Raw genomic sequence first — 18,872 nt, forward strand, 5'->3', positions numbered from 1 at the left:
GTGGGCCCGCGAACCGGGGCTTCCCTTCGCTCCAGCCCCGGCCACCCCGCCGCGCCCCAGCCACCCTGATTTATTCGACATTTTCGATCTGCGATGAATTCAAGACGCTCACCGGCGAGACGGCTCCGAGGACTCGGCAGCATTCAGCCTGCGCATCTTTGCTTCCAGCATCTGCCCCAGGCCAGCCTCCAGACCGGTCTTGGCCGCGATTGTCGTCAGCTTCTTCGTATTCTCGGGCGACACGTCGCAGACAAAGTTCGTCAGCACGACGTCATGTCCGTCTGCCACGATGACGAACAATCCGTGAATGGCCCCGTCGCCTCGCGCTACAGCGACTCGGACCGCTTTATCTCTTTCCTGCGCCCGGACCACGTTCTCCCAATTCCCCGCACGCACTTTCTCGTCGTAGTGCGACAGCAGCTTTTCGCTCAGCCCGGATTGGTCCGGCAAGCCCTCATAGACCCGCACGTGAACCTCGCGGACGACTTGCCCCAGAGTCTGGACAATTTGGCGTGCGGCCATCAGCTTCTCGGCGGCAAGCCGCGTGCCTTCCGACCCCTTGTTCGTTCCCGCGGAGTTGGCCAGCGCCTCGGAGACTCCGGCAACCGCGGCATCACCGATTCCGAAAACATCGCTTATCAAACCCTGGCTTAGATCAACCTGGACAGTGGCCGGAGGCAGGTCGGGATAATCGAATTCAATCCGGCCCGCGGATCCACTATTGCCCGAAACGGCAGATTGGGCACGAGCAGCGGCGGCGCCCAACAATGTTACTGCCGCGAACGCAGCGCAGGCGCCAGCGCGGCGAACCAGCAAAGATTGAGCTTGCATCACGATTTCCTCCCTTAAATGAGTTGCGAACAGGATTTCCACGACAGTCGATCCGCGGCCATACGTGCCGCCTATCCTCGAATTCGCTCCCTGGCGGACAATCTTGGCAAGGCGGTCCATGATTTTCCGGGCCATTGTTGTGTACTACTTCCCTGACCCCGGTCCCTGACCTCAGATTCGTATGGCCTTGCAGCGCGTATTAGAACCCGAAGTGATGGATACCGCCGAGGAGGCCATCGACTACGATGCGATGGACCATGCGGCCGTGAACCGCTTGTTCGTCACCGATTTCTTGTTCGCCGCGCAGGCCGCGGGTTTGGCGGTCGCCGAAGTGCCGAGCGCAGGGAGTAGGGTGCGTCAAGTCCGCGCAGACGCACCGGAACCTGCCGCTCGCGGTGCGTCTGCGCAAAGCCTTGACGCACCCTACGGCTTCGTTGAAGTTCTCGATCTGGGCACCGGCACCGCTCAGATTCCCGTCGAACTCTGCCGCCGAGCGCCGAACATTCGGATCACGGCCGTCGATTTGGCGGCGGAAATGCTCCAAATGGCGAAGATCAACGTCGAACTGGCCGCGCTGCGCGACCGAATCCAGCTCGATCGGATTGATGCCAAGGAGTTGCCCTACGACGACGGTCGATTCGATGCCCTCATTTCCAACAGCATCGTCCACCATATCCCTGAACCGGCGGCCGTGCTGGCCGAGGCGGTGCGCGTCGTTCGCCCCGGCGGGCTGATCTTCATTCGGGACCTACTTCGTCCCGACGATGACGCCACGGTCCATCGGCTGGTGGCAACGTATGCGGCCGGCGCGATCGAACATCAGCGCGCCATGTTCGACGCCTCACTTCGCGCCGCGCTCAATCTGGATGAAATCCGCGCTCTGATCGCGGCACTCGGCTTCGCGCCAAAATCCGTCCGCGGTACAAGCGACCGCCACTGGACGTGGACGGCACGGAAATGACGCTCGCTGTGAAGCCAGCGATCCGCTGCGGTGCGGTTCACCGTAACCCGTCTACAAACTTCCCGCGAAACGTTAGAATACCTTGACGCGACGCCACCACGACCCATGCGACCGCGAATCCCGCGTCCCGATTTCGTACTTCGTCCTTCGCACCTCGTACTTATTTCATGCCTTCCTTCGCCCATCTACATTGCCACAGCCATTACAGTCTGCTCGACGGGGCCAGCCCGATCGACAAGCTCGTTGCCCGAGCCAAAGAGTTGGGGATGAACGCCCTGGCCCTGACAGACCATGGCAATCTGCATGGGGCGTTGGACTTCTATCACACCGCGCGCAAGACCGGCATCAATCCGATCGTGGGCTACGAAGCGTACATTGCGCCTGATAGCCGATTCAAGCGCGACGCCGGGGCTTTGAAGGAGGCCAGCTACCATCTGACGCTCTTGGCTCAGAACCGCACCGGCTTTCAGAACCTGATCAAACTCGCGTCGTCGGCCTTTCTCGAAGGTTTTTACTTCAAACCGCGGATCGACAAGGAGCTGCTGGCTGCTCACCACGAGGGGCTGATCTGTCTGAGCGGCTGCGTGAGCGGAGAGTTCAGCCGCGCGCTGCTCAAAGGGACTGGCCAGGAAGAAGCCCAGCTTGCCGAAGCGCGGCGAATCGCCGAATGGTTTCAGAAGCTTTTTGGCGAGCGGTACTTCATCGAAATCCAGAACAACGGACTGGAGATTCAGCGGCTGGCGATGGACGGGGCCGTCGAAATCGCCCGCCGGACAGGCATCCCGCTCGTCGCCACGAGCGACGCCCATTACGTCAATCGCGAGGATTCCGAGGCCCAGGATGTGCTGCTCTGTATCAACACGGGCAAATTCCGCACCGACACGAACCGGATGCGGATGGAAGGGGACCAATTCTACCTCCGCGCGCCGGATGAGATGTATGCGGCCTTCCCCGGGTTCGAGGAAGCGGTCAAGCAGAGCCAGTTGATCGCCGACAGTGTCAACATCGAATTGGAACTCGGACAGCGGCACTTCCCGCGGTTCGACCCACCAGACGATAGGACGCCAGCCGATTATCTCCGCGAATTGTGCATGCAGGGGCTGAAGGAGCGCTACGCGGACAATCCGAAGCGGCTCGTCGATGCCGAACTCTCAGCCGAGGTGATTCAGCGGCTCGATCGCGAATTGGACGTGATCAACCAACTCGGCTTTCCGAACTACTTCCTGATCGTCTGGGACTTCGTCCGCTTCGCGCGCGAGCGCAAGATTCCGGCCACGGCGCGCGGCTCCGGCGTCGGCTCGTTGGTGGCCTACGCGCTCTTTCTGAGCCATGTCTGCCCGCTGGAATACGATCTGCTGTTCGAGCGGTTTCTCGATGTCCATCGCACCGAGGCCCCGGATATCGACATCGACTTCTGCAAAGACGGTCGTCCCGAGGTGATCCAATACGTCAAGGACAAATACGGCGAGGCGAACGTCGCCCAGATCGGCACGTTCGGCACGCTCAAGGCCCGCGCCGCGATCCGCGACGTGGGCCGCGCGCTGGGCCTGCCGATCCCGCGCGTGGATGCGGTCGTGGCGATGGTCCCCGACGAATTGGGAATCGACCTGGCCGGCGCGCTCAAGCAGAGCGCCGATCTCAAGCGGGCTTACGACAGCGACGGCGAAGTGCGCGAGCTGCTCAATTTGGCGATGAAGATCGAGGGGTTGGCTCGCAACGTCGGCACGCACGCCGCCGCGGTCGTGATCGCCGATCGGCCGCTCACCGACTACGTGCCGCTGCAGCGCGTGCAGAACAAAGAGGAAATCATCACCCAATGGGCAATGGGAGACGTCGAGCGGGCCGGCCTGTTGAAGATGGATTTCCTCGGCCTGCGCAACCTGACGATTCTTGCCAAAGCGGTGAGCCTCATCGAGCAGACGACCGGCCGGCGCGTCGATCCCTACAAATTCCCGCTCGACGATCGCGACACATTCGCCCTGCTCTGCCGCGGCGAGACGAAGGGGATCTTCCAGTTGGAGAGCGGCGGCATCCGCGATCTGCTGCAGAAGATGAAGCCCGACCACTTCCGCGACATCATCGCCACCAACGCCCTTTATCGCCCCGGGCCGCTGGAAGGGGGCATGGTCGACGACTACGTGCAGGTCAAGCTCGGCCGCAAGCAGCCGGAATACAAGCATCCGGTGATGAAAGAGGTGCTGGAAGAAACGCACGGCGTGATGGTCTATCAAGAGCAGGTGATGCGGATTCTGAACGGCCTGGGCGATATCGAGCTGCCCAGCGCTTATACCTGCATCAAGGCCATCTCTAAGAAGAAGCTCGAAACGATCGCCAAGTTCCGCACAGAGTTCGTCGCCGGTTCTCGGCGGAAGGGCTTGACGGAGCGCGAGGCGACGGAACTGTTCGGCCTGATCGAAAAATTCGCCGGCTACGGTTTCAACAAGAGCCATTCGACCGCTTACGCCTTGATCGCCTACATGACGGCCTATCTCAAGGCCCACTATCCGCTCGAATTCATGGCGGCGTTGCTCGCGGGCGATATTCCGGATCGCAATTTCAAGAAGAAGGACTCGCTCGTCGAGCATCTCGAAGATTGCCGGCGGATGAACATCGAAGTTGCCAATCCGGACGTGAACCGCTCGGAGGTCGATTTCGCCGTGGCCGATGGGCGAATCGCATTTGGGCTTTCGGCCATCAAGGGCTGCGGGGGCAACGCGGCCCACGGCATCGTCGCCGCCCGCCAGAAGGACGGGCCATTCCGCAGTTTGTTCGATTTCTGCGCCCGAGTCGATCCGGCCGCAGCGAATCGCACCGCGCTCGAGAACTTGATCAAGGCCGGGGCGTTCGATTCGCTTGGCGCGCGGCGCGCGCAACTATTCGACGCGGTCGATCGGGCGCTGCAAACCGGCTCGGCGGCGCTCGCCGATCGGAAGTCTGGTCAGAAGGGCCTGTTCGACGACTCGGAGGATGCAGCGGACGCCGCGGCCGGCACAGCCAATCTGCCCGACATGCCGGAATGGGACGACCGGCAGAGGCAAGCGGCGGAGAAGGAGGTGCTCGGCTTCTACCTTACGAGCCATCCGCTCGAGGAACATGCCGCCACGCTCGCGGCCTACACGACGCACACGACCGTCACCGCCGCCGCCCTCCCCGCCCGCACGGAAGTCTACCTGGGCGGGATGCTCGCTTCGATCAAGCATTCGCACACGAAGAACGCTCGCCCCGGTTCGACCAACACGAAATACGCGATGTTCGATTTGGAAGACATGAGCGGCATCCTGCGGTGCATCATTTGGCCGGAGGAATTCGCCAGTTTTGGCCAACTCGTCGTCGCCGATTCGATTCTGGTCGTGCGCGGCTCAGTCGATCGTCGCGTGGGAAGCGAAGAGGCGAACCTGATCGTCAACGAATTGATTCCCCTCGATCAACTCGCCGGCCGTTACACCCGCGGCATCGAAATCCGACTCGTCGAAGGCCCGCGGGCGGTCGAGCAGCTCGAGCGGCTGCACGAAATCCTCCGCGGATATCCAGGCAATTGCAACCTGCAAATCCTGTTGAATCTCGAAGACGGCAACCAGGTGCGCCTGACCAGCGGCAACTTGCGCGTGACCGTCGATCCGCAGATGCGCGACCGTCTCGACGACCTCCTCGGCCCCGGGCAATACCGTCTCATCACCTCGCGGCCATCGCCCAGCGCTCCGACCCCGGCTCATTCGCGGCGGATGGCAACGGTATCATCCTAGCGGAGGGATGTTCGGCGATTCCAGCGAGAGAGACGACGGAATTTGAAATCAGTCCATACCGCGACGATACTGGAAATCTCCGCCCCTTGGATACGACGGCGTCCGAAAACGGCATTCGCCGAGATTCCAATTTACGCACCGCCAGGTGGATAGAATGGATGTCCCATCCATCGGACCAATGAAGAAGGACGATCGGTTCGAGTTGTACAGATCCGAAAATCACAACAACGGCGTGAACCATGACCAGCGTGACGATCGCACAGGCTCAGGCAAAACTGCCGGAAATCATCGAGCAGCTTCAGCCGGGAGAGGAAATCATCATTACGGATCACGGCAAACCCTTGGCCCATGTCAAGAAGGCCGAGCGAACTTCGTGGCCATGCAAGGCGGGAAGTTATCGCAAGGCTGAGTTTTGGATGGCTCCTGATTTCGACGCGCCACTTGACGAATTCAGGGAGTACATGGAATGACGTTGCTGCTTGATGCGCATGCCTTCCTGTGGTTTTGCCAGGACGATCCTGCGTTGTCGCAATCCGCGCGGTCGAAGCATTGCCGCCCCACCATAAGGATCCGTTCGATCGCTTGCTGATTGCTCAATCCATGATCGAAGGGATTCCAATAGTGAGCGTCGATGAAAAGTTCGATTCGTATCCCGTGACCCGGCTTTGGTAAACCAACAAACCCGGTGGCCAATTCCGCGCCTTGCGATAACTGCATCGCGCTTGGCACGCGGCGAAATCTGCGTCAATCTGCGAAATCCGTGGATAATTCCTTGCCGGTCACGCGCGACTAATGATCCTCCTGTCGGCGAGTCATTATGAACTGCCGGATGATTTCGGTCTTGAAGCTGAACAGCCAGGGGCTGGCCACGGTCTCGTCATCCTTGATCACCTTGCCGTCGGGTCCGATTAGGATGAAGCTCGGAAATCCGTTAAACCCGCGTCCCTCGTAACTTGCCAGAATTCTTCCGTCCGGACGGTCAACGACGATTGGATACTTTAATCCGTTCTTGGCGACGTCCTCCTTGATCGCGTCTAGCGGCATCGAGTTGTCGTGAACGCCTATGACAACAAGCCCCTTGTCTTTGTACAAATCGCGAACGAGCTTCACTCTGGGCATGTCCCAGTGGCACACGCCACACCAAGTCGTCCAGAACTGGAGCAGAACGAACTTGCCGCGGAAATCGGCCAGCGACATCTTGGGCTTATCGGTATTCAGCCACGCGGCGCCATCGAGTTCCGGCGCCGGCTTCCCGACGAGCGAGATCGCCGCCAAATGCTCCTTCTGGTCTGGCGGAATGATCCCGCGCTGGAATGGCGAAAGTTCCTCGGGATAGCCGGTAACCTGCGTGCTGTAATCTTGCAGTTTCATCCGCAACACCACGTGATCGAGCGCGGTTGATTCTTCCAGACGAATTCGGACCTCGGCGCCGAGTGGCTCGTAGGGATGAAACGCGACGAGCGTCTGGAGCGGTTGCGGTTCTTCAGTTTTCCAGTCGACGGGAACAAACGGCGGCGATAATTCAAAGCGGCCTTGTGCGTCGGTGACGGCCGACGAACAAGCATTATTGAGGACCGAGCCTCGAAATCGGACGATAGCGCCTGTCAGCGGCGTTCCGCCTTGATCCTGCACGATCCCGCGAACCTTGGGAGGTGACCTGACCAAAATGTCATGGGGCACGATCGATCCATCGGCCGCGACGCCAATTCGATACCGGGTCGGCGATACATAGTGGCCGCCGGCAATCGAGATGCTCGCCAATCCCGCGGCCAAGTCGATTTCGAATTCTCCGCGGTCATTCGTCTCTGCGAAACCAGCCTGACCCCACTCGAGAGCAAATCGAGCGAAGGGGCCATTGTTCTCGTCGGAGTGCAGATCCCCCAGCAACGTACTCCCCGAAATGGGTTTGCCGCTGGCGCCGTCAAGCACGCGCCCGCGAGCCTTGACCTTGCGATGGAGTTGGAAAGTGAATTGGTCGGCGCCGGGGCCGATCTCGAAACTCTCGCGGTCGTCCGCCAGGCCGTGACCGGCAAGCTGGAGGTATTCCGGCGTGACGAAATAATCGGGATGCCTCAGCCGCACACTGATGTATTTGCCCGCCGCCACTGTAAGTTGTGCTGTCCCGTCGGGCCGCAGCTCCGGAAGCTGGTCTGTAAACGATGATGGGTTATCGTTCGATTCGTGCGTAATGTCGATCAAAAGCCCCTTGGTGGGAGGCGCGTTTGCGTCGATCTTGATTTGAAAGGTCAGCTTGATTCCATGTTTCAACGTGGCATCCGCGGGGATGTTCCTATCGAGCGTGATGCCGCTGAGCTTCGTGGGAGCAAAATCGGGATGCTTCAATGCGATGTCGACCTTGCCATCGGGTAACTCAGGAAGCACCAAATTTCCGGCGGCATCGCTGTTGGGAGAGCATCCACAGGCGGAAACAAGAGGTCGTGATTCGAGCCACAGCCAAACCGTTCCGTTCGGTCCACTATGCTTCATTAACCGAATCGACGCGCCCGGCACGGCGTTCCCCAATCCATCGTGCACGTGGATCGTGGCGGCAACCGGTTTGAGCACCGTCAAATCAACGTCCTGGCGGACGGTCTTGTTCAGCAGGTCGCATTGTCGATAGCCGACCAATCCATCGGGCGTCTTGGCCTGCACAATGTACGAATTCTCGGCGGCAAGTCGAGTGAAGCGAACGATGCCAGATGAGTCCGACTTTGCATCGCGCGGCGTTGTAATGTATGAGCTAGAGACGGAGTCGTAGCGGAATAGACTCACGACCGCATCGGCCTGAGGAACTCCAGTGCCATTGATCGCGCGAACCGCGATCTCGCCTGAGTTAGCGTCGGAGGCCGGCTCGGCGGCGCACGTCTCACTCGAAAGCTGAGAGAGGATGCAGCTCAGAGCAACGAACACTAAGCAACCGAACGATCGAATCCAACTCATCGAACGGCTCCATTCACCGCGGAAATGTATGGCGGAAATAAATTGGACGAGATACGTCGCCGATGAGGGCCAGATCGAATTGTAGCCGATCGCAGGCTGCTCTGGCTTCGGAAATCGTGACGGCGTCGCGTAATTGGCGTTCCCCGACAAAGCCCTCAGCGACCGAATCGCGATACCGAAGGTGGGGCCGTTGATCCCGAAGCAATTTATCCAAAGATCGCGCAGATTTTCACAGATTGGAATGCAGTTCTTCCAAACCTCCGTCCATCCGCGAAATCTGCGGAAAGTTTCGGTCGGCGGAGAAGGGGACAGTCCCCGTTTTGCTTCGCGGACTGCGCAAAAGGGGGACAGTCCCCTACGCCGCGCGTTCGATGCGCAATTGCGGGCGGCGCTTGGAGAACCAGCCGTCGCCGAGGACGGAGAGGGCCACGCGGTCTTCCAGGTTCGGGCGGAAGATCGTCAGCAGCAATAGCGGCAGATACCAGGCCACGAACAGTCCGCCCTGATGCGCGTTCCAGAATTGCGTGGCGAGCATCACGGCCGCCGAGCAGCTCATCAGCGTGCCAAGGTTCTTTTGCGCCGGCCAGATCGCCATCGTGCCGGCCAGTGCGATGCAGGCTGCCAGGACCGGAATTCGATACACGGGGTCGAGCAGCTTCAGGCCCCAGAAGCCCTCGAAATAACCTTGCGTCATCTGCGGGATCGTCCAGCCGAACATCTGCTTCAGATCGGCGATGAACGCCTGCTGATTCGTCGCCATCAGGGCAAGAATCCCGACCAGAATCCCCAGCGGCGGAATCAATCCGCCGATGAATCGCAGCAAGCCGCGCTGCCAATAGAAACTGAGCCACAGGGGGAGCAGGAAAAGCGGATAGTAGCTGAGCCCGATCGCCAGGCCGATGAACATGCCGGAAATCACGGGGCGGCGATAGGCCAAGATGGCCCAAACCAACGGGGCCGCGGGCAACACGTGGCGGAGATGGCCCGTCAGCTCCGCGGTGTACGGCAGCAACAGATAAACGAGCGCTGCCGCGATGCCCGTCTTCGCGTTGTCGAAATGCCAATAGCCGATCAGCACCAATCCGAGCACGACTGCGAAGTGCAGACACACCATCACCAGCCGCGAGGTGAACGGATCAACTGCCGGCCGGTTCGGCTGCGGCTCCTTATCCGCCGCCGCTTTGGCCGCCGGATTGAGAACTGTCATGTCCTGCGTCACGATGCTCGGCATGCGAAACAGCGGAGGATAGCCGGGGCCTTCTCGAGCGGCTCGATCGCTCTCGAGCGCGGGGCCTTGATCGGCGGCCACCGCAACGACCGGTTGAGCAACATGTTCCTCCGGCTCCGGCTTGCCGGTGAGCACGTTGGACATGAGAAACATGAACAGGGCGATACCCAAAAACGTCAGCCCGCCGACCGAAAGGTTCGGCTCCAAGAGGGGCCGGCGGACCATCATGGGATCGATGAGCATTCGCACCAGAAACAGCAGGCCGCTAGCGAAGACCCAGATGTAGCCGGCCTGCTCGACGCCGGCATCGTGGACGCCGTGGCCATATTGCACGGCGAGCAGGCCCGGTGCCGCCGCAATCAAGCAGAGCAGGTCCAGATTGCGGACGCTCCACAGCCGGCTGAACTTAAAGAAGACCGCGATCGTCAGCAGCGACGAGAGATGGACCCAAGTCGTCGGGCTGACGCGGTTATAGAAGAAAGGAAAGTCACTCATTTTCGCCGCCGTCCGAGGAATCCAGACTCGTTGATCTCAGCGAAATCAATTCGCCCTCACCCTAGCCCTCTCCGGTTCGACTCGGCTCAGCGAAGTCCCAAAGGGAGAGGGGACCATAGCGGGAAATCAATGCATCAAAAACGGCGAGCCAAATCAAATCCAAACACAAGCCTAAAGATACGCAGTTTGGGCTGATTTGCCAAGAACCTAAGCGGCTCTCAAGCATGCGCCCCAAAAATGCGCAATTCTTGACGGCTATGCGGCTTATCGCAGCTCTGGCGCGCTGACCAACTCGTCGCGCAACAGCATTTTGGCCCTGACGATGTTGAGTTGCCGGCGACAATCACGCGGTCACGAGACTCGAAAGGAAAACGAATCACAGCCAAGCCAAGCGATCGCGAGCGACAAGGCGAGCCGGAGGGCGTAAGCCCCCGGAGCAAAAACGAACAACAGCGATAAACCCTCGCTAGCGCGTCGGGCTGGTGGGCTGTTCGTCAAGCCGTCGCCGGGCAGTCGCCGCCCAGGGGCTTTCCGGGGAAAGCTTGAGAAACGCCCGCCAGTGAAGATCGGCTTCGTCGCGGCGCCCGAGGTCGTCCAAGGTGCGGGCCAGGTGATAGTGAACGTCGGGATATTCGTCGTGGAATGTCAGCGCCCCCTCGAACGCGGCGACGGCCAGCTCGCGCTGCCCCAGCTCGGCCAGCACGCAGCCGAGATTCGCTCGAGCTTCGACATATTCCTCGTCCAACTCGATCGTCATGAAGTAACGCTCCCGCGCGGCGGTCGTGTCGCCCAGGCGATAGAGCAACTCGGCCAGGGTGAAGCAAATCTCGGCGTTCGGCCCCCCTGCCGCCATCGCCGCGCGATACATATCGGCGGCGGCCTCCAATTCGCCTTCGTCCTCGAGATGAGATGCTCTGGCGACCAATTCCGCGGCGTTCGCCGGCGTCAGCGACGGCAGCATCCGAGCCAGCGGAAGAATGGCTTCATTCGATTCGGCCGACGGCGCTCCGGCATCAGCGCCCGTCGCCGCACCGGCCGAGTCTGCTCCAGCGGGTTCAAAGTCAAACCAGAATTGTCCGCCCGGCGCAACGAGCCCGTCCCACTGCCGCAGCAGCAGGTGCTTCCCCTCGACGATGATCGACAATTGGGCCAGCGGCCGGCGCACGCTCGGAACGTAGCGGGCCAACTCGGCCAGTTTCTTCTCGATCGTCTGAGGCGACATCCCCGAAGCAAGCAGCTCCGCTAGCCGCCGCGCCGTGGCGACTTCTTGAAAGTCGAAATACGGCAGACGGCGGACTTCCCGCGTCGGTACGATCAACCCCCGACGATGCCAGCGGCGAACCACGGCCACGGGCAAGTGCAACAACTCGGCCAACATCGCCGGTGTATAGAGCCGCCGAACATGCTGCTCACTCTCGACCAGCCCCAGCCGCTGCCAAAGCTGCGTTTCGGTGATGACTTCGATCCGCCCCTCTTCGACGTCCCGCCGAACGGCGTCGCCGAATTGACGGTCCCAATCGGCCGGCGCCAGCGGCAAATCCTCTTCCCCCAGCACGATCACTCCGGCGCCGTCGCTGGGATTCTCAACCGCGACGCCGCCATGCTCGCGGATCAACTGCTGGGCGTCGCGGCGCGACATTCCGGCCAGCTTGCCGATCAGCGCCACCTGCGCTCCGGCTAACTGCTGGCAAGCGTCGTTTTCCATCGTTACCAACGAGTCCATTCGACAGACACCTGCGAGAATCGCGAGACTAGGAAGTGATGAACGGGGCGCTGTCAGCGCTTCAAAGCTGAATTGAAGGGTGCCATGGTCACTGCTCTGAGTGGCCATGCCTCGACGCGGCTCATGCCCACGCCGACCCGCTGGCGCGGGTGCCCCGCGTGGGCATGGCACCCAACCTATCAGATTACCTCTGAAGGTCCACTAGAAATAGCTGACGCCGGCTGTCGGCTGTTTCGCCACCGAAGCTTGCTGCGGCACCGATGAAGGACTTGTTGTCGCCGTCGTCGGCCGCGGCTCAACGGAGCCAACGCCGGGCGGAGGCGGAAGTGAAGGAGGAGTCGGCGCCGGCACCGGGCTTGCCGCGGGCGGCACCCCATCCGACTGGCAAGGGACTTTCGTCATGACCAGCCGCGGGATTCGGCAAGTGAACGTCGTCGGGACGATCTTCTCCACGCAGCGCGGCACCTGAATCGTGTGCTGCTCTGTCACCATCCGGCATGTCTGCACGGGCACCTGTTCGACGCGCTCTTCCGTTACCAAGCGGCAGGTCACGACCGGCACCTTGCGGACTAATTCCTGGGGCACCATGTGGCAAACCTGCACGGGCACCTTCCGCTCGACATGCTCGACCACCGGCCGGCAAATCGTCACCGGCACCTTGCACACCCGCTCTTCTTCGACCATCCGGCATGACTGCACGGGCACCTTTTGGACCACCTCCTGCTGCACCAGTCGGCAAACTTGCACTGGCACTTTTTCGGTCACGACGCGGGGCACCAGGCATGTTTGCGGTACCTGATGGGCGACGACATTCGGCTGCCAGACGTGGCAGACCACCGTCTGGCTCGGGCCTTGTTCGCAAACCCAGCGACAAGTTCCCGGCTGGTAGGTCGTGCAGCCGGTGTTCGGATCGGTTATGCATTGTCCCGGCTGCCAAACCATGTGGCAGCAGGTCGGCCCCGGATGAGTCGTCGTTTGATCGATGAAGTGCCCCTCGTCGGCATAGCAGGTGCGATAAGTCGTCACCGGCTCGGCGACGGTGCGACAGATTTCTCGCTCGGCCGTTTCCATTACCGGGCGACAGACGGTATATCGCTGCTCTTCCTCGTGCGTTTCGACAACGGGACGAGCAACCGTGTAGTGCTGTTCATGCTCGGTCGTCTCGGCGACCATCCGCGTGACATCATAACTGCAATCGTGCATCTGCGTTTCGTAGACCGGCTTCAGCACCGTGCAACGCTCTTCTCGTTCGCTCGTTTCGGTCACCGGCCGGCAGACGGTGTACCGATGCTCGTGCATCTGCGTCTCGACGACCGGATGACATGTCGTGACTTGTTGCGATTCGTAAACCGTCTCGTGCTCGACGCGGTTGACGGTGAATTGTCGCTCTTCCCAGACCGTTTGGCAGACGATCTTGTACTCCGGCCCGCACGAACAACATTGCGCTCGAGCGCCTGCCGCTGGCAAAACGATTTGTGCCGAGACGGCCGCAAATAGCAGGATGGTTTTCATGCTCCGCACCTTTAAGTCAAAGCGACCATGTGGATATTCCCCAACACCGCAGCCACCCTTTCCCTTCGTTTTTCAACCGACTCGCCTCTCGCGTTCGCACCAAACCGCTATCACGCCACCATCAATCTGCTGGATGGAAGCGTTGGTAGCAAATTGTTTTTTCGGTGTTCTGCAAAAGTCGCGCCGCAAGTCTTTGCCTAAAAGGAGTTACGACAGGATGAATTCTTTGAAGATTCCGCCTGATTTAGCCGACTTGCGGCGGTCGTCGCAGCATCTCGATGGTAGATTCCGAAGCACGAACGCCTTCAACTTTTCCCATTCGGCAAATCTTAAACAAGAAACGCGGGCTTGTACGCTAGCGAGCCGCTGGCTGCTGCCGCTTCTGGAGCTTTTCATGGGCCGCCATCGCCGCGTCGCGAACTTCCAGCGGAAGGCTGGAATCGCGGAGACGATCGACAGCCGGTTCGACGCGGCTGAGATCGGCGCTCGGATCGGCGTCGGCCAGTTGTCCGATGGCCCGCAGGCCGTTGACGAGAATGATCGACCGCTTCTCGGCTTGCATGGCCGGATCCTCTTTCTCGATCGCCTTCGACTGCTTGGGGTCGAGCATTTCCAAGAGCGTGTCGATGGCCCGCGGATCGCCGCGGCGGGCCAGCGCGGTGGCCGCGTTGTAGGAAACGTCGGGATAAGGGTCGTCGAGCATTTTTACCAGCGGCGACGTCGCTCGCTTGTCGCCAACGATCCCCAGCACATAGGCCGCGCGGAGCCGAATCACCGGCTCGTGATCGCGCGACGCATCGAACAGCGTGCTGAACAGTTTTTCTCGATCCGGCAATTCGGCTTCGGCAGTTTGGTCGCCGGCCGATTGCAGGTTCGCGACGAGCATCCCAATCGCATCGAGCGCCGAGCGCCGCACGGGAAGTTCGCTCGGTTCGCGACTGGTCGAAGCCGCCTTCAGCAGAGCCGGCAGCCCTTCGGGCGTGTTGAACTGCCCGAGCGCACTGCTAAGATAGACCCGCAGGTTGATCGATCGATCGTCCATCAGCCCGGCGTCGATACTTTCGTTCAGGAGTTCCGCAAGCTTGCCCGCGAGTTGGGCGTCTCCCTTCAACTGGTTTCCACGATCGTTGCGGAGCATCTCGGCAAGGTACTCCGCTTTCTGCCAAGCATCGTCCGTATTGCGCCCGATGCCCTCGACATACTTTTGCGGATCACTGTCCGGAGTGGCAAGCCAAACGAACAACATCCATACGACCACGATAATGGCGACAATGATCCCCGGTATCAGAAACAGTTGCACCAGAAACCCGGCGCTCGGAGGCTGCACCGGCGGCAAATCGTCGGAAGAGATCGGATTCTGGGCGGGAGCAGACATGAAGGACGGGATTCGGGGTTCGGGACTCACACGGAATCATCGCGCTTCGATTGAGGAGCAAACTTAAGTGTATGAGCCCACAATTCGCCGTCAACCCGCGGCTAATCGCGTTGGAGTTCAGGCTTTAGCCTGTGCGCCACAGCCTAAAGGCTGAACTCCAACAGTCCGACCTCATATCTCCAATCTCCGACGTGCAACTCCTCGACCTCACGCTCGACACTCCGGCTGAAAATCTCGCGCTCGACGAGGCGCTGCTGCTGGCGGCCGAAGCGGCGGGCCAGCCGCAAGAAGTGCTGCGGCTTTGGGAGCCGCGGCAGTTTTCCGTCGTGATCGGTTCGTCGTCGCGAATCGCAAACGAAGTCGCTCTCGAGGCGTGCCGAGCCCGCGGCATCGAAGTGATGCGGCGCACCAGCGGCGGCGCCGCGGTCGCCATCGGCCCCGGCTGCCTGATGTACTCGCTCGTGCTCAGCCGGCAATTGCGGCCGGAGCAGCGCGCGATCGACCCCGCTCATCGCTTCGCGCTCGACGCGATCGTCGGCGCGATCGGCCGGCTCGTGCCGGGCGTTGTTCGGCGCGGCACGAGCGATCTGGCGATCGGCGACCGCAAGTTTTCCGGCAACAGCTTGCGAATGAAGCGCGAGCATCTGCTCTATCATGGCACGCTGCTCTATGACTTTCCGCTCGACGTGTTCGCCGCCTGTCTTGCCACGCCGCCGCGCCAGCCCGCCTACCGCCACGGCCGCGCGCACAACGATTTTGTCACCAATCTCCCAATTGATGCCGGCTCACTTCGGTCCGCCCTAATCGCCGCCTTCGACGCACACGAAGACCAATCCGACTGGCCGCGCAAACATACAATTCAGCTTGCCACCGAAAAATATGCAATTGACGCATGGACGCACCGATTCTGACAAGAACCACGGATTGTACGAAGAGATCAACAGGATTACAGGATTCTTCAGGAGTTTTGCCGTCGAAGGCTTCGCCTTCGTGTTTGAAAATCAATCCTGCAAAATCCTGCAATCCTGTCCAAAAAATCCAATGGATCTAGACAGGATTATCAGGATCTTGTTCCAGGTACAGCCCATGAATCTCGTCGGCGAAATGCTGTTGCACGACGGCGCGGCGGAGCTTGAGCGTCGGCGTGAGTTCGCCGAGTTCGAGCGTGAAGCCGCGGCTCAGCAGCGTGAATCGTTGGATTCTTTCGCAGCTTGCCACATCCCTGAGCCGCGCGTCGATCTGCTGTCTGTACAAAGCCACCACGTCGGGATGCACGAGCGCCTCGGCCACCGAGTGGACGGGGATTTGCCGCTCGGAGATCGCGGTCCCTAGAGCTTCTGGATTGGGGACGATCAAAGCGGTGAGATAATTCCGGCCGTCGCCGATCACCATCGCCTGCACGATCAGCGGGTCTTCCACGAGCAGGTTTTCGAGAAAGACCGGCGCGATGTTCTTGCCGCCGGCGGTGACGATCAACTCTTTCTTTCGCCCGGTGATTCGCAAATAGCCGTCGCAATCGAGCTGCCCCAGGTCGCCGGTCAAGAGCCAGCCGTCGCGAATGGCGTCAGCCGTGTCGTCGGGGCGGTTCCAGTAGCCGAGCATCACGTGCGGCCCGCGCGTGAGGATCTCGCCATCATCGGCGATGCCGACTTCGACCCCCGAGATCGGCCGGCCGACCGTCCCCAGCTTGTGAGCCGTCGCGGTCGAAATCGTGATGACGGGCGATGATTCGGTGAGCCCATATCCTTGCAGTAGCGTGACGCCGCGCTGCCAGAAGAATTCGGCCGTTTCATTTGGCAAGGCCGCGCCGCCGGAGCAGCAGAGCCGCATTCGGCCGCCGAACAGTGCCGCGAGCCAGCCAGGTTCACCCGCTTTTTGCTCGCCGATAACGAATCGCCGAACCTTGTCGAAAAAGTATGGCACGCCGTTAAGCATCGTCGGGCGGAGCGATTGGCAATTGGCCAGAATCTTGTCGCGGCTCTCGGCCAGCGCCAACTGCGAGCCGCTGGCGATCCAAGTGTAGAGATCGCAAGTGCGGGAGAAGATATGCGAAAACGGCAGCCACGAGAGTCGCAGGTCGTCGGGCGAATAATCGAACGCGGCGAGCGTTGCCATGGCGTTCGACGCCAGATTCCGGTGGCTGAGCATCACGCCTTTCGGCTCGCCGGTCGTGCCGGACGTATAAAGAATCGTCGCCAGATCGTTCGGCTGCGTCTCGCGGAGCGAATCGCTTTCGAGTAGCTCAGCCTGCTCGGCGCTCGCTTGGTCGTTGGCCAGTTCGTCGAGTAGCTTCACAAGCATCGGCACCGGCCGCCCGCCAGGCGCTGGCTCGTGCTGCGGCTCAATCGGATCGAAAGCGATCCATGGCAAACTGTCGGGCAAACCCATCTCCGGCGACGCGAGCTTCGTCAATTGCTCGCCGCCCGAAACGATCACGACCCGCGCGCCCGAGTCGATAATCTGATAGCTAATCTGCGGCCCGGAGAGCGCCGCATGGACCGCGACATGCACGCCGCGAGCCAAGTGAATGGCCAGATCGACGACGATCCATTCATACCGATTCTCGCTGACCTGCACGACCCGATCCCCCGGCCGCACGCCAAGCCGCTTGAGCACCAGCGCCGTCCGTCGAACATCGTGGGCCAGATCATGCCAAGAAAGCGTGCGAAACTTCCCCTCGCCGGCGGGCAAATGCAGTGCCGTCCGATGCGCCTGCCCCCGCACCCGAGCGCAAAACATCGCCACCAGAGTTTCCCGCGCGTCGTACATGCCGAAAGCATATTCGACAAACGGCGCGAACGGAAGTTGCCCGAAAGAGTCACTGCTGCCGCCGCCAACTTACGATCGACGCCGAACCAAGGGGATGGATCAAGCGCGCTGGCGCAGCGGAGCAACTCTTTTCGCGAGCGCGTGCAATGGAACGACGTTCGGGTACGGCGGAATCGAATAGCCGACAAAGACGCGCGTCATGTTCGGTGCCGTCGAGCTATCTTCGAGCGCTTGAAACGGCTCGACCATGTGTAAGCGCGAGAGCAGCTTCGCGATTCTCCTCGAGCCAACCGCCTTCGCAGGATGCAGGGCCAGATTGTCGCCGACCTGCTCTTGGACCTTTCCGTTGCACACGAAGAGGTTCGGAACGATCAGCTCGTCCTCGGGATTATTCCAGATCGTCAATGCCGCGAGGAACGGCTGCTCGGGAATCTCATACCAGATCAATGCCTTCAAGAATTTTAATGCGAACCGCAGCAATGCCGCATCGGCCTGTTCGCGGCCAAACTCGCGCAGAAATGCAACATCCTTGAACCTCGAAAAGAAAGGGACTTCGTCGAAAAAGCCATTCCTGTGATATTGAGAAAGGTCGGCTAATCCTTCCTTCTCAACCACTTTCCAAAGTTTCGACTCATAATCACCGTTCGGCTTCATACATTCCATCCCGCGTCGCGGAGAAAATCGGCTTGCTTCTCGGTCAAAGTTCCGCGACCAAGTTTCCATGTGCCGTCGATATTGATCGCCGTACTTCCCGCGCCCGATCCGAGGTGAGCGTGCCACTGCTCGCCCGCCACTCTTGGAGGATCGATTCGATGAATGCCTTGCGCTCCCTGACCTTTCCGGACCATGCTCGCGGCTTGGCTTGGCGTCATGTCGGCCTATTGCGAATCTTTGTCCGCGGATCATTCCGATTTCTTGAGCCGACAACCTCGTAATCATAACTCAATATCTCGCGGCAGACCAGAAACACGTTTAGACGGTATTGGGTCAGTCTGAAATCAGGAATTCCTTTTGCGAAGTTGGAAGCCAGCCCAGATCAATCCGCTGCCGACCACGATGTCCCTCGCAATATGAAGAACGACAAGGCTCGAAAATCCCTTCCGGCTTGCGATTACAACTTCTGCCACGATGGCGAAAAGAAATATCACGCCGAAAATGATAAACAGCAATGAGACTACGCTGCGCCACAGTGAAGGCGATTGCCGTTCATTTGGCGATTGGTTGGTCCGAGGCGGTTCATACGGGTTCTCATCCATGCCCCCATCATACCTGATGGCTCTTGCAAGCCCAACGGC

The 18,872-nt window shown here is 60.4% G+C and carries 14 protein-coding genes; 4 read left to right on the forward strand and 10 right to left on the reverse strand.

Translation table 11 applies throughout. The annotated features are described in order from the left end of the window. Window positions 1-108: 108 nt before the first annotated feature. On the reverse strand, window positions 109-831 hold the full coding sequence (locus tag VGY55_10835) for a DUF4252 domain-containing protein (GenBank protein HEV2970477.1): 723 nt from the start codon (window positions 829-831) through the stop codon (window positions 109-111). Window positions 832-1,012: 181 nt separating this feature from the next. Here VGY55_10835 and VGY55_10840 point away from each other — a divergent pair, with 181 nt between their 5' ends. From VGY55_10840 to VGY55_10850, 3 genes are all read left to right on the forward strand, one after another. Continuing rightward, a complete protein-coding gene (locus VGY55_10840; protein ID HEV2970478.1) occupies window positions 1,013-1,792 on the forward strand; it encodes a class I SAM-dependent methyltransferase in 780 nt (259 codons plus the stop codon). A gap of 167 nt (window positions 1,793-1,959) precedes the next feature. Then, window positions 1,960-5,535: a DNA polymerase III subunit alpha gene (gene dnaE, locus VGY55_10845; GenBank protein HEV2970479.1), complete on the forward strand. Its 3,576-nt coding sequence runs from the start codon at window positions 1,960-1,962 to the stop codon at window positions 5,533-5,535. 239 nt (window positions 5,536-5,774) lie between these two features. After that, window positions 5,775-6,005, forward strand: coding sequence for a type II toxin-antitoxin system prevent-host-death family antitoxin (locus tag VGY55_10850; GenBank protein HEV2970480.1), 231 nt, complete (start codon window positions 5,775-5,777; stop codon window positions 6,003-6,005). Between the two features lie 319 nt (window positions 6,006-6,324). On the opposite strand, the gene VGY55_10855 is transcribed toward VGY55_10850, so the two are convergent. The 5 genes from VGY55_10855 to VGY55_10875 form a co-directional block, all read right to left on the reverse strand. Next, window positions 6,325-8,475, reverse strand: coding sequence for a redoxin family protein (locus VGY55_10855; protein ID HEV2970481.1), 2,151 nt, complete (start codon window positions 8,473-8,475; stop codon window positions 6,325-6,327). 355 nt (window positions 8,476-8,830) lie between these two features. Further along, window positions 8,831-10,198 (reverse strand): hypothetical protein, encoded by a 1,368-nt coding sequence (locus tag VGY55_10860; protein ID HEV2970482.1) that lies wholly within the window; start codon window positions 10,196-10,198, stop codon window positions 8,831-8,833. A 466-nt stretch (window positions 10,199-10,664) separates the two neighbouring features. After that, a complete protein-coding gene (locus VGY55_10865) occupies window positions 10,665-11,921 on the reverse strand; it encodes a MerR family transcriptional regulator (GenBank protein HEV2970483.1) in 1,257 nt (418 codons plus the stop codon). Between the two features lie 201 nt (window positions 11,922-12,122). Beyond that, window positions 12,123-13,433, reverse strand: a complete 1,311-nt coding sequence (locus VGY55_10870) for a hypothetical protein (GenBank protein HEV2970484.1) — start codon at window positions 13,431-13,433, stop codon at window positions 12,123-12,125. A gap of 355 nt (window positions 13,434-13,788) precedes the next feature. Further along, window positions 13,789-14,808, reverse strand: a complete 1,020-nt coding sequence (locus VGY55_10875; GenBank protein HEV2970485.1) for a HEAT repeat domain-containing protein — start codon at window positions 14,806-14,808, stop codon at window positions 13,789-13,791. Between the two features lie 191 nt (window positions 14,809-14,999). Between VGY55_10875 and VGY55_10880 the strand changes: the two genes are divergently transcribed. Further along, window positions 15,000-15,719: a lipoate--protein ligase family protein gene (locus VGY55_10880; protein ID HEV2970486.1), complete on the forward strand. Its 720-nt coding sequence runs from the start codon at window positions 15,000-15,002 to the stop codon at window positions 15,717-15,719. 136 nt (window positions 15,720-15,855) lie between these two features. On the opposite strand, the gene VGY55_10885 is transcribed toward VGY55_10880, so the two are convergent. The 4 genes from VGY55_10885 to VGY55_10900 all read right to left on the reverse strand — a co-directional run. Then, the gene (locus VGY55_10885) at window positions 15,856-17,577 is read right to left on the reverse strand and encodes an AMP-dependent synthetase/ligase (GenBank protein HEV2970487.1); all 1,722 of its coding nucleotides are present in this window, start codon (window positions 17,575-17,577) and stop codon (window positions 15,856-15,858) included. 99 nt (window positions 17,578-17,676) lie between these two features. Further along, window positions 17,677-18,231 (reverse strand): Imm15 family immunity protein, encoded by a 555-nt coding sequence (locus VGY55_10890; GenBank protein HEV2970488.1) that lies wholly within the window; start codon window positions 18,229-18,231, stop codon window positions 17,677-17,679. Then, the gene (locus tag VGY55_10895) at window positions 18,228-18,449 is read right to left on the reverse strand and encodes a hypothetical protein (GenBank protein HEV2970489.1); all 222 of its coding nucleotides are present in this window, start codon (window positions 18,447-18,449) and stop codon (window positions 18,228-18,230) included. The genes VGY55_10890 and VGY55_10895 overlap by 4 nt, the downstream gene beginning before the upstream one ends. A 126-nt stretch (window positions 18,450-18,575) precedes the next feature. Next, window positions 18,576-18,872 (reverse strand): hypothetical protein (locus VGY55_10900; GenBank protein HEV2970490.1); only part of this gene is annotated, 297 nt, incomplete at its 5' end.

This window comes from Pirellulales bacterium (genome assembly GCA_035939775.1).
Lineage (GTDB): Bacteria > Planctomycetota > Planctomycetia > Pirellulales > DATAWG01 > DASZFO01.